Source organism: Staphylococcus casei, assembly GCF_030294405.1.
Taxonomy (GTDB): Bacteria; Bacillota; Bacilli; order Staphylococcales; family Staphylococcaceae; genus Staphylococcus; species Staphylococcus succinus.
In genome coordinates this window covers 1524977-1537878 of sequence record NZ_CP125718.1, presented here as the reverse complement: position 1 = coordinate 1537878, position 12902 = coordinate 1524977, and the positions used below count along the sequence as shown (strand labels likewise).

Annotated in this window: 14 protein-coding genes; 5 read left to right on the top strand and 9 right to left on the bottom strand. The window is 31.3% G+C overall.

The window, feature by feature from the left end:
* On the top strand, positions 1-1266 hold the full coding sequence (gene lysA, locus QMO72_RS07525) for a diaminopimelate decarboxylase (protein WP_103267218.1): 1266 nt from the start codon (positions 1-3) through the stop codon (positions 1264-1266).
* Between the two features lie 231 nt (positions 1267-1497).
* Here lysA and cspA read toward each other — a convergent pair whose 3' ends face one another.
* Both cspA and msaA read right to left on the bottom strand, forming a co-directional pair.
* A complete protein-coding gene (cspA, locus tag QMO72_RS07520; protein ID WP_002507639.1) occupies positions 1498-1698 on the bottom strand; it encodes a cold shock protein CspA in 201 nt (66 codons plus the stop codon).
* 181 nt (positions 1699-1879) lie between these two features.
* A complete protein-coding gene (gene msaA / locus QMO72_RS07515) occupies positions 1880-2188 on the bottom strand; it encodes a regulatory protein MsaA (protein WP_103267219.1) in 309 nt (102 codons plus the stop codon).
* Between the two features lie 349 nt (positions 2189-2537).
* Between msaA and QMO72_RS07510 the strand changes: the two genes are divergently transcribed.
* The 3 genes from QMO72_RS07510 to QMO72_RS07500 are packed head-to-tail and all read left to right on the top strand — an operon-like array spanning position 2538 to position 4599.
* Positions 2538-2807: an acylphosphatase gene (locus tag QMO72_RS07510; protein WP_069824077.1), complete on the top strand. Its 270-nt coding sequence runs from the start codon at positions 2538-2540 to the stop codon at positions 2805-2807.
* Positions 2808-2819: 12 nt separating this feature from the next.
* A complete protein-coding gene (locus QMO72_RS07505) occupies positions 2820-3440 on the top strand; it encodes a 5-bromo-4-chloroindolyl phosphate hydrolysis family protein (RefSeq protein WP_103267220.1) in 621 nt (206 codons plus the stop codon).
* A gap of 28 nt (positions 3441-3468) precedes the next feature.
* Entirely contained in the window at positions 3469-4599 is a 1131-nt protein-coding gene (locus QMO72_RS07500; RefSeq protein WP_103267221.1) for a toxic anion resistance protein, read from the top strand.
* A 256-nt stretch (positions 4600-4855) separates the two neighbouring features.
* Here QMO72_RS07500 and brnQ3 read toward each other — a convergent pair whose 3' ends face one another.
* The 5 genes from brnQ3 to QMO72_RS07475 form a co-directional block, all read right to left on the bottom strand.
* On the bottom strand, positions 4856-6199 hold the full coding sequence (brnQ3, locus tag QMO72_RS07495; RefSeq protein ID WP_103267222.1) for a branched-chain amino acid-like transporter carrier protein BrnQ3: 1344 nt from the start codon (positions 6197-6199) through the stop codon (positions 4856-4858).
* Between the two features lie 122 nt (positions 6200-6321).
* The gene (locus QMO72_RS07490; RefSeq protein ID WP_103267223.1) at positions 6322-8211 is read right to left on the bottom strand and encodes a vWA domain-containing protein; all 1890 of its coding nucleotides are present in this window, start codon (positions 8209-8211) and stop codon (positions 6322-6324) included.
* A 12-nt stretch (positions 8212-8223) separates the two neighbouring features.
* Positions 8224-9015: an ATP-binding protein gene (locus QMO72_RS07485; RefSeq protein WP_103267224.1), complete on the bottom strand. Its 792-nt coding sequence runs from the start codon at positions 9013-9015 to the stop codon at positions 8224-8226.
* 124 nt (positions 9016-9139) lie between these two features.
* On the bottom strand, positions 9140-9343 hold the full coding sequence (locus tag QMO72_RS07480; protein WP_046837438.1) for a DUF6501 family protein: 204 nt from the start codon (positions 9341-9343) through the stop codon (positions 9140-9142).
* 17 nt (positions 9344-9360) lie between these two features.
* Entirely contained in the window at positions 9361-10173 is an 813-nt protein-coding gene (locus tag QMO72_RS07475; protein WP_103267225.1) for a VOC family protein, read from the bottom strand.
* A gap of 222 nt (positions 10174-10395) precedes the next feature.
* Between QMO72_RS07475 and QMO72_RS07470 the strand changes: the two genes are divergently transcribed.
* On the top strand, positions 10396-10596 hold the full coding sequence (locus QMO72_RS07470; RefSeq protein ID WP_103267226.1) for a Mid2-like cell wall stress sensor domain protein: 201 nt from the start codon (positions 10396-10398) through the stop codon (positions 10594-10596).
* A gap of 829 nt (positions 10597-11425) precedes the next feature.
* Here QMO72_RS07470 and QMO72_RS07465 read toward each other — a convergent pair.
* Both QMO72_RS07465 and QMO72_RS07460 read right to left on the bottom strand, forming a co-directional pair.
* Complete coding sequence (locus tag QMO72_RS07465) at positions 11426-12223, bottom strand: ATP-binding cassette domain-containing protein (protein WP_103267228.1); 798 nt, start codon at positions 12221-12223, stop codon at positions 11426-11428.
* 27 nt (positions 12224-12250) lie between these two features.
* Positions 12251-12814 (bottom strand): dihydrofolate reductase family protein, encoded by a 564-nt coding sequence (locus tag QMO72_RS07460; RefSeq protein ID WP_103267229.1) that lies wholly within the window; start codon positions 12812-12814, stop codon positions 12251-12253.
* Positions 12815-12902: the final 88 nt, after the last annotated feature.

Sequence of the window (12902 nt, the reverse complement as noted above, 5' to 3'; positions counted from 1 at the left end):
ATGGTAATTGAATATAATAATAATGGCGAACTCACTATGGGAGGTACAAGCCTAAAAACTGTGGCACAAAGTTTTGGCACCCCTACTATTGTTTACGATGAAACTCAAATTCGTACGCAAATGAGACGTTTTCATGAGGCTTTTAAGAAGAGTGGTTTGAACTATAATATTTCGTATGCTTCTAAAGCATTTACTTGTTTGCAAATGGTCAAATTGGTCCAAGAAGAAGGCTTAGAATTAGATGTGGTCTCAGAGGGTGAGTTGTATACAGCGCTAGAAGCTGGATTTGACCCTCAACATATACATTTTCATGGTAATAATAAGACGAAACACGAAATTCAATATGCTTTGGAAAGCAAAGTGGGCTATATCGTCATTGATTCTCTTGAAGAAATAGACCTTATTGATCGTTATGCTAGTGACGTTGTGAATGTTGTTATTAGGTTAAACCCTGGGGTTGAAGCACATACACATGAATTCATACAAACTGGCCAAGAAGATAGCAAATTTGGATTATCAATTAAACATGGTTTAGCAATTGAAGGTGTTCGTAAAGTTAAACACTCTAAACGTTTAAACTTAAAAGGTGTTCATTTCCATGTAGGTTCTCAAATTGAAGGTACAGAAGCTATGATTGAAACGGCGAGATTAGTTATTCAATGGCTTAAAGAAAATGATATTGAAGTAGAGCTTATTAATTTAGGTGGTGGCTTTAGTATAAAATATGTTGAAGGTGATGTTAGCTTCCCTATCGAAGATGGTATTGCTGAAATTACAGAAGCTATAATAGCGATTGCTAAAGAAACAGGTTTCCCTATTCCTGAAATAGGTATTGAACCGGGACGTTCAATAGTTGGTGAAGCTGGTATTACTTTGTATGAGGTTGGAACGATTAAAACTATACCGAATGTGAACAAATATGTTTCAATTGATGGTGGTATGAGTGATCATATTCGTACTTCGCTTTATGGTGCGCAGTATGAAGCGCTACTCGTTAATAGAGATGATCAAGCGGATGAAACAGTCACAATTGCTGGTAAATTGTGTGAATCTGGAGATATTATTATTAAAGATGCGAAGTTACCAAGTACTGTTAAACGTGGAGATTATTTAGCGATATTATCTACCGGCGCTTATCATTATTCTATGGCTTCAAATTACAATCAAATGCAGAAACCTTCTGTATTTTTCTTGAAAGATGGTAAAGCACGTGAAGTTATTAAACGTCAATCTTTGCGACAGCTCATTATTAATGATACTAAATAAGTGAATATAAGTTAAAAACCCGATTAACTTTTTATAGTTAATCGGGTTTTATTATGTGTATGTATTTTAATTGGATTACTTTGTATAGTGCCTCTATGGCTATTATTAGAGCTTCTGCTACAGTATTGAAAGAATGATCCATAAGTAAAGCGACTTACTTAAAAAGTAAATCGCTTTACAAAAAAGAACCTTTAACAAGGTTCTTTAAATAGTCAATATTTCAATTTATAATTATAGTTTAGCAACGTTTGCAGCTTGAGGACCGCGGTCGCCTTCAACTACTTCAAATTCAACTGATTGACCTTCTTCTAATGATTTGTAACCTTCTTGGTTAATTGCTGAGAAGTGTACGAATACATCGTTTTCTCCTTCAACTTCGATAAAACCAAAACCTTTTTCAGCGTTAAACCATTTTACTGTACCTTGTTTCATAAGTGTGAAACCTCCAAGACTAAAATTCATTCAATATGCGTTATTCGCATATTACAAAAAATACAATTATTCATACGAATCTTGAATTACAATATTCTTTGCAATATGGAATAAAACAATTGCTTAATTAGAAGTATACTACATTTTAATGGGAATTGCAATATAAATCTGAAAAAACAATTTATTTAACATTTGGTAAATCATAATATACTTCATTATTATTTAAAACAATAAAACTATAGAATATTTGCAAATCTTCATCGCAGTCTTCACAAAAACCTAGTTCACAATTGTTATAAAAAGCATGAATATTGTGTTTACCTATTAAGAAATTATCATAGTGATGCTTGCTTTTTGAAATTAGTGATTGATATTGATTTAACATTTCATCATAAGTTTCAAAATCATACCGTTCGATAATATGGTCTGTCCAATCACTAAATAACCACCAGCCCTCGTAGTCAGCTCGAATTTTTGCAACTGTCCACATGTTTGTTTCACCCTTTCATAGTTAACTCAAAATGAATTTTAAGACATAGCGGTAGTGCCTTATATTTTAAGTAAATAGAACAAGTCGATCATACCTATGTATGGAATACATACAAAATCATCTAATTAATTCCCCCATGATTTAATTAGAGATAAATAAAAATGATTTATAGATTTCCTATAATTTTATTAGTGTCGCACAATTTGCCTATGTGTAATATTTTAACTAGATAATATACAAAATCAAGTTATCCGTCTCATACTTTTGGCCTATAGACAATTTATCTTCAAACTCAAATATTAGTTTTGTAGCGTGAAATTTCGTATAATGTTAATTAAGAGGTGATTATATGCAATGTAAACACATTAAAATATTTGGTATGGTACAGGGAGTTGGATTTAGATATTATACGGAAAAAATTGCTCGAAAGTATAATATAGTAGGTACTGTTGAAAATATTGATAATTATGTTGACATTTACGCTCAAGGTGATGAAGCGTCACTAGCACAATTTATTACAGCAGTTACTGATGGCGCATCTCCTGCATCACACGTTGAAGATTATGCAATAGAAGAAATTAGCGTTGATCATTCATGGAAAAAATTCAAAACAATATAAAGGAAGATGAAATTGAGATATAATATTTCTCGTATATTTGGGACAATCACTGCTTTTCCAGCAGCTGTTATTGCTTGGTTTGTAAGTGTATATGCTTTAGATATATATATGCTTTTTGACCTAGCTATTTCGGCAGGAACATTTTTAGTGTTTTACTTCCCTACCCAACGTCTAACTTCTAGAAAATACTTGAATGAAATTGGTTTATCACGCCGAGATTATCACTTTGTAAATAGTCAATTGAATAGTGCTCAAGATAAGAACAGAAGAATTATGAAGTCATTTGTTAATGTGAGATCGATTAAAGATTTTAGACAAGTAAATGATATATACCGTATTTCACGTGCAATATACTTTGCAGTAAAACAGCAACCTTCTTCATTTTTTAAAGTTGAAAGTTTCTTCTATTCCCATATTGATAATGCACTGAATTTAATTGAATCATATACGAGGTTATCTAAATCGCCTAAAAAGTCTAAAGAAGAGAAGCAAAAGCTTGAGCAAACACGCATTACTTTAGATGAGGTTAAGAGAACTTTAGTTGCTGATTTGAAAAGGATAAACGCTGAAGATTATAGCAAGTTAGACATTGAGATGGAATTAAATAAAATGGAGCAAAAAAGACGTAAGTAATTAAGTATTATGAATGGAGTGGAATTGAATGAGTAGAGAACAAGACATTATAAATTCTCACCCATTGGACAAATATATTGATGAAGCATCAGCAAACAAAACTGATATCATCAACAAGACAAAACAATTTTCACAAGAAGATCAAAAGAAAATTGATCAGATTAGTGGAGAGATAAAGCCAATGGATAATGATAGTTTATTGAATTATGGTACTCAAGCACAATCGAGTATGTCTCAATTCTCACATCGTATTTTAAACGAAGTGAAAACGACAGATGTGGGACCTGTCGGGGAATCACTTAATGGTTTAATGAGTAAATTAAAATCAGTAAACCCAGAAGAACTTAATCCGGAAAATCAATCAAAATTAAAACTCATATTTAGACGAACAAAGGCTTCTGTCAATGAGGTGTTCTCTAAAATGCAATCTGTAGGTTCACAAATCGATCGTATTTCGATTGAATTAGATAAGCACAAAAACAACTTAACAAAAGACGTTGAAATGCTTGATGAACTTTATGATAAGAATAAAGACTACTTTGATGAACTATCAATATATATTGAAGCGGCTAAAAAGAAACAATTTGAGTTACAACAAGAGGAAATTCCAAAGCTAAGAGAAAAAGCTAAAGCTTCTGGAAATCAAATGGATGTCCAAGCTGCTTCAGATATGGAACAATTCATAGATCGTTTAGATAAGCGGATATATGATTTACAACTTTCAAGACAAATTGCAATTCAAACAGCGCCTCAAATTCGTATGATACAAAATGTTAATCAAGCCTTAGCCGAAAAAATTCAAAGTTCTATACTAACGAGTATTCCTTTGTGGAAAAATCAAATGTCTATCGCATTAACATTAATGAGACAAAGAAGTGCTGTTTCAGCTCAAAAAGCAGTGACAGATACTACAAATGATTTATTGTTAAAAAACTCAGAGCTATTAAAACAAAATGCATTGGAAACAGCAACAGAAAACGAGCGTGGCGTCGTGGATATTGAGACATTAAAAACAACGCAAAATGATATTATTGAAACAATTGAGCAAACACTTAGAATACAAGAGCAAGGTAGAAATAAACGTAAACAAGCTGAATCAGAACTTAATAATTTAGAAACTGAATTACAACAACAATTACTAGAAATGAAAGAAAAATAACGAACACTGTTTTAGCAGTAAGATAAAAGGATGCGTCTACTTTTATTAGTAGACGCATCCTTTTATGTGTATTGATTGAACTGTTTTATAAAGTACTCATGGGTCAAGCTAGCTTATAATTAATAAACTACAAGTTTTCCTTCAAATCTACCATCAGACATGCACAAATTCATAATAATTCACATAAAAAAGTACATCCCCATTTTAAATGAAGATGTACTTAACCGAAGTAAATAACATAATAACCTACTTCTTTTTAATCTTTTTCATACACAATTGGAGATTGATGTTTCACAAATGTAGCAACTATATAACCTACTATAGTGAATACAACTGCAATTGGGAACCATTCAAGTGAATATTGTTTTAAAGGCAAGCTATCAATTAAGCTCATTTTAAGCCAACCTTGGGTATGAATGACACTTAAGATGGATACGATAGTTACTACGGCTACCGGTATTTGCTGTGCGATTGGTTTTGTAGGTACAAAACGTGCAATTAATATCAATAATACCGAAGTAATCGCTATAGGATAAACAATGCTTAGTACGGGTACTGACATCGTAATTACTGAATTTAATCCTTGGTTAGCTAGTATAAAGCTGATTAAAGTGAAAATGACTACATATACTTTATAAGAAATTTTCGGGAAAATTCTATGGAAGTATTCTGCGACAGAAACGACTAAGCCACATGCAGTTGTTAAACATGCAAGCGCAACAATAATACCTAGTAGATACTTACCAAAGGTACCAAAGCCTACACTTGCTACAGTCGTTAATAAGTAAGTGCCGATATTTTGATCATTTGCTGTTAAACTATCTATCTTGTCTTGAGATACTGCCATATGATTTCCAATATAGCCTAGTGAAACATATATAAATAGTAATGCAACAGCTGCAATAATACCTGCAATAAACGTTTGCTTAAAAATTTGATTCGCATGTGTAATTCCAGTAGCTTTTACTGCATTTACAACAATCATTGAGAATGCAATGGCTGCAATTGCATCCATTGTTAAGTAACCATTTGTAAAGCCTTGTGAAAAGCCTGTAAACCCAGAAGTAAATGCATCAGTAGCTTGGCTATGATCATTACCACCAAAATCAACAAACCCTTTAACAATCATCGCTAATATTGTTATAAGTAATAACGGTGTTAAAAGCGAACCAATGCGATCCACCATTTTATTAGGATTGATACATAAATATAATACAATCAAAAAGTAAATAACTGTAAATATAAATAATGCTAAATTACTATTAGTGTGTGCAATTGGTGTGACTGTCATTTCAAAAGATGTTGAAGCAGTACGTGGAATTGCAAACAATGGGCCAATTGTAAGATATATAATTACTAAAAATATTACTGAGAATTTCGGTGATATTTTATTTAATGACCCAATATAACCTTGTTTATCTAATGCGCCGACAACTACACCTAATAATGGTAGTCCTATACCAGTAAGTGCAAAAGCTAAGATAGATGGCCAGAAATATTGACCACTCTCTAAACCTAAATTTGGTGGGAATATAAGGTTTCCAGCGCCAAAGAACATCGCGAATAATGTAAAACCTATAATCCATGTATTTTTATTCATTTGTCTTTCTCCTTCTAACCTATAAAATAGTATCATCTATTCTATCACGCTTTATTAGATTTAGTCTATATAAATTTCAGAATATTTAAATATATGGTGATTTATTTATAAAAACAGCCTATTTAAAATGATTTTAATAAAAGTTTTTTTAATAAAGGAGATAACAGATTGGGGAGATTTTCTACACCTTCTACAAAAATAGAATATTGTCCATAAATATTATGAATAGTTTGCTCAATATCTTCAGTAATCGCTTCTTGGCTTAGAAATACATTAAATACTTCTATACCCATTTTTCTAGCTGTTTCTACAGCTTCATAAGTGTCTAATATACCATCTTGACTATAGTTGTAAGCAGAAGGTTCTCCATCTGAAAAGACGATTAAAAAGCGTTGATTATGTGAACGACGCATTAAACGATCGCTGCCAATTCTAATTGCTACACCATCCCTATTGTCATCTTGCGGCTCTAATGCCATAATACGCGGCCCATCTTTATCGAACGTTGAATGATCATAAGCAATGATTTCATCAATAACATTAGGTTGCTTGGTATCATCAGCATCAAAGGCATCTTCATTGAAAGCTAATATTTCATGTTTCACATTTAATGATTTTAAAGTTTCATGGAAAAGTACAACGCCTTTGATTGTTTCTTCCATCTTATCTTGCATACTTGCTGAAGCATCTACTAATAACGTAAATGTAGCGTCAAAGGTCTGACTCAAGTCTTGTTTCTTATAAAACAATTTATATTGATCATCAATAAACCAATTGAGTAAGTTTTTCTGTAATCTACCTTTAGTAAGATTACGACGTTCATCTTGGTATTCTCTATCTATTGTTTTTTTTATGATTTGTATTAAATCTTTAATTTCAAATTGTACTTCAGATTCTACCTTATGGTAGTCAATGATATAGTGTGGTTGAATATTTGGTATATTCCATTTAATTTCAACATTTTGATTAATCCCTTTAAGTGCGAAAGCTTGATTGAGACCGACAGACCCACCTTCATCATCCTCTACATTATCAGTAGACCCTTTACCCTTTTTAGTTTGCATATCAGTCATGTCATCACTCGCATCACCATCACGTGCCGTGTCATTATCACTCGTGACATCACTATTTTCACCTTCATGCAATTCCATTTCTAGGTAAGCGCCGCCTTCAGATGCGCTATCTTGATTATTAGACTCTATTTCTTCGCTTACCACTGCTTCATCTTTTTGTTCTTCAGATTGTCCATCTGAATTACTTGCATCTGTTCTCGTGATATCTTCAAAACTAAGTTCCTGCATTGCTTCATAAACTTTCTTCGGTAAATGATAATATTCATTCAACATATCTTCTTTTAAAATGTCATCAATTTGGAACATTATACGTTCAGCTAAATACATATTATCTTCAGAAGATTCATTGTAGAAAAAGTTTGGAAGATATTGATACATATGAATAAGCATATCATCTATTTGTGGATGTATTTGAGGAACATCATAGAAATCTTCTTTTAGAAAAGATTTTTCAAGATATAAAAATAATAAGTCTGTAAATGTGGCTTTTGTTTTATACACATTAATCTGAGTTTGAGTAAAGTTAAGCCTAGTTTTATTCCTCAATTTTAGAGCATTTGCTGTAGAAGGTCGAGATGTCATAATAGCATTCAAAACACGTTTGTCTTCTAGTAATTTAAATAATTGTTGGAAAAATTTAGGATGCTCAAATTCCCTATTATGGATGACCTTATTTACGATTTTTTCATCCATCATATGGTAGCCATAAGCAGCGAGCATCACATCGGATTTCAAACCTATAGTTTCTAATGCTTTGTTTCTATGAGACCAAAATGCACTTGTCACCAACGTATTATTGATAGGATCGTAATAAGGGAATTTTTGTATTTTCACCTGTGTTTGTTCATTTTTTAGTAATAGACGAGCAAGATCTTGTAGCATCATTACTTGTTTAGCGTCTAGCTGCTCATCATTAAATTTTATAAAACGATCACTCATAATTATCCCTCACTAAAAATTTAATTCAACCGCATTTAAAATGGCTTGTTGTTCGCGTTCATCTTCTAATTTATCAATAATTGTACGCTTAATCGCACGTTCAATTGGCATAATCGTTGCTAGATCACTTAAATCTATTAATGCACGAATACTGGCTGCTTCTTCTGAAATTTGTCCTTGCTTAGTCATCGTACGTAAATCTTCATTGAATTTTATAATCGCTTTGATGAGTGATTCATCTTGTAATTGACTTTGATTTTTGATAACTTCACTTAAAACATCACCATCGATATAATCAACTTGAATAACTACGAAACGGTTTTTTAAGGCTTCGTTCATAGGTAATGTACCAATGTAGCCTTCGTTAATTGCTGCGATAACATTAAATCCTGGTGCTGCATTTACAACTTCTCCAGTAAAAGGATTGGTTAATTTTCTACGGTAATCTAACACGCCGTTTAAAATGGGCAATGTTTCAGGTTTAGCCATATTAATTTCATCAATATATAAAATATGCCCTTCTTTCATTGCTTGTATAACAGGACCATCAATAAATACGATTTCTTGCGAACCGTTCGCATTTGTTTGTATTGTTTTAAAACCAAGTAAGCTTTCTGCATCTAAATCAACTGAACAATTGACTTGATGCATTGGACGTTTTAATGTTTCGCTTAATGTTTCAGCTAATTTTGTTTTTCCAGATCCAGTTGGCCCTTTGAGTAAAATGTTCTTATTTAACTGCATTAGTGATCGAGCATCATTAAAAACAGTTTCATCTTTATTAATATATTGTGCATGCGTCATTATAATTCGCTCCTTAGTCAATTTGAATAGTGTATATTATGTTTGATGTCATTAAAAATAGACTGGGACAACGATACAATATCATATTATGTCCTAGTCTTATTTATATAGAGATGTATTTAAATTATACTTCTTTAAAATATTCTTTGTAATAGCCACCAACAAGGCCAGAATTATCGATAATCTGATAATATTCTTCTGTCTCATTGATTACATCGTATTGTTTTCCAACCGTTAGCATATCAGATACCTTGAATTTTTTAGCATCTGTGTGTACTACTTCTACTTTCTTTACAGGTGTATTTGTCTTCCATGTTTCATGTAACATATATGAAAATCCTCTCTTTACTCATTGTTTTCTAAGGTTAATATAAATGTAAGGCCACTATGTTCAGTGATACGTAACGATTTTTCACCATCTTGATCTAAAGTTTGATAAGCAATCCCGATAACTTCAAGTTGTTGTATTGCGTTTTGGAATTGCGCTTTAGATTCAGTAGCAAACTCAATTTGTTCAACAATACCGTGTTCTGGCATTTTTATGGCTTCCTCAGTGGCATATATATGCAGTTCTCCACCAAGTCCACCCTCTCCTATACGGAATACTTGAACTTTATAGTTTGCATCTGCATTTGGTGAATACTCTGCAAAAAGTGTAAGGCCAAAAACTTTACTTAATATGGATTGAGTTAATAAAAGTTCATTTACTTTAAGTAAAACTGGACCTAATCCTTGAATTTGGTGCAGTGGGTTAACAGTACTTTCTAACGAAGGCATACCTAACGGCGCTCCAATATTATGCTCATTAGAATAAATGTTAAAATATTGGTCATTTTGATCGGTAAAATCAAAATATTTATGCCCATTTAAATCTGTTATAGACCCATGCTCAATTTGATGTTGATCTAAAATAGACTTGTACTCATTCAACCCCTCATCACTTGGTACGCGTAAGCCAATATTTTCAATGTGGTTATTAGTATTTGTATAGTTAGGAACTTCTACAAAATGTAAACGTGTACCAGAGCTTAGGTCAGCATCTCCAAAACGTAGCGCTTGTCCTTTGTTTGCTACATTGAGTCCTAATACATCTTTAAATAAAGTTTTAGTTTTTTCTAAATCATTTGTCCCTGTGGTAACACTTCTAAGACCATTCATTATATTAACCCCTCTATCTATGTCTTTTCAACCTATTATAACGTATTTGTCCTGTTATTTGTATGATGAAGTTTAGCATAGATAATAGTTTCACAAAATTATGCCTAATATACATTGGATATAGCAAACAAATGTATTAAAATAAAGATATATGAGAAGTTATTATTTTTAATACACATATAAAAATAGATTTATTTATATTTTTTGAAGGAGGTTTTGATGATGTCTAGTACGTGGGTCTTATTTGGAATAACTGTATTAATAACGGTATATTCAGGCATTACATTTTTTTCAAATCTGAATAGCAAAACTAAACAGAATGAAGCGAGTTCAGCGAGTAAAAAGAAAAATAATATATATGGTATTATTTTTCTCGTATTTTTAATCATCGCTATTATTGAGCTTTTTGTATTTATTGCTTAGTATGAAGGTTCATCAGTTTTAAATATATTAATTAAACAAGCGCTGTCTACGACCAATACCACTGTAGATAACGCTTGTTTTTATTATAAATAATATATCAAAGTCATTGCCAAACTTAAATTATTAACTACTTTTTTTAAATAAGTAGTTAATAATTATAAATGCGAAAACAATATAGATGATTGTATAGGAACAGGACAATATAAAGTTTACGTTGAACATGTATAATGTGTCTGAGTTCAAGAGCTTCATTATATGATTAACTGGTGGGAGTATCCATAATAGCCATTGAGCGATTGGCACTTTATCAATAATCATTTCTTTTGTCAAAATAATAATAATAATAAAAATTGTAAGTAACCAAGTATATTTTTTGTTAGCAATAGATGTGTTAGTAACAAAGGCACCTAATAGAATACCCAGTGCACTTAATAGAATATGTATGATGATACCGATGAACAATAAGTTAATTGTTACATGTTTATCAAAAACACCAATGATCATGGGATATAACAATGATAAACAGATTAAGATGAAACTAAATAAAAATTGGTAAATCATTTTAATCATTAAGTATCGTGTTTTAGTTTTCAGGTGAACGTACAGTATATGTCGCTCATTTACTGTATCTCTATTGAAATTGATAATAGAAATCCAAGTCATTGCTAAAAATAAAAGCATAGCAGTAGAACCAAAACTGGATAAAACAGTGATGTTTTTATATATATAAATACCTACAAGGCATAAAATATATATAAATACAGGAGCTATAAAAGCATACGATTTTAAGAACTTTGAATTTTCATATTTTAAGAAAGAATATAGCATATTATATGTCCTTTACTTCGATAATATCAAAATTATCGTTTATTAATTTTCGAATTACAGAGTTACTTTGAGATTGATAAACTTTAATCATTAATCTATTATTTTCATCACTATTAGCACTCTGTATTAAATTCTGTATGTCTGGATGCAATGATTTATGATAAGGAATAGTAATTAACTTTAAGGCTTCCGTCGTTGTAATCTTATTAAATGAATAATCATCTAAATTTAGTGTATGTGTGACAATTGAATTTTCAATATGATGATTGTGTGCTGTTAAAATAATTGTTTTAGTCTTCGACAACACTTTCAAATGAGCTATCAAACGTTTTTCAGAATTGTAATCTAACCCAGAAAATGGTTCATCTAAAATGATGATCTGAGCATCTGTTAACAAGCATTGTATAATATTCACTTTTTGTAATGACCCTTTTGACAACTGGTGTAATGGTTTATTTTGGAAATGGGCTAAATTTAATAAGTCTAAATAAAAATTCATTTTATCGCTATTATTATTAGCATTTAATTTATTCATATAACTGAGAAATGCTTGAACTGTTAACTTAATGTTTTTTGGAAACACATCAGGGGCATAGCTTAGTGAATGATAAACAGAAAGCTTACCATTATTCGGTGTCATTAAGTTTGCGATCATTTTCAACGTTAAACTTTTACCTACACCATTTTTTCCCTTGATTAAAGTAATTGAATGCTCAGGTATGTTAAACGAAAGTTTATTAATTATTAAGTTAGTACCTAGGCTTTTTGAAATATTTTCAGCTTCTACAGCAACATTCACAATGTATCATTCCTTTTATTCATTGATTTATTCTATCATTTTTCGATAAATGAGTTGAACTACACCACTTTTATAAGTATGCGTATGGTGTAAAGCGATATTCAAACGATGGTCTATATTTTCGAATAAAAGTTTTCCATCACCTAAGATTGTTGGGTGTATAGATAAGCGATATTCATCGATAAGGTTATGATTAATAAAAGAAGTAATAATACTTGATCCACCATATAACCAAATATCTTTATCGTGAGACTGTTTGATTTTATTTACTGACTTGATGATGTCTTCATTTAAAAATTGCGTGTTTTTGTGATTTGCTAAGGACTGATGTGTAAATACATATTTATCTTTACTATGAATGTGTTCCCACATTGCAACATCTCCATTTGAAATATCGTGAGTATCAGGTGTATATGTCCCCCACAAGTCATAGCTTTTTCTGCCATATATAATTGCATCAATTTGATTTAAAAACCCTATAAAGTCCATCTCTGGTTCCATGATACACCAATCTGTTTCACCATTCGGTCCTTCAATATAACCATCTAACGTTACAGCAAGATCCAAAATCACTTTATTAGTAGCGTTCATATAAATCCCCCTTATTTAAATCACTTTATATTTATTGTATTGAAGCTTAATTAAAAATACAATAAATATAAAATGTAACATTGTTTTT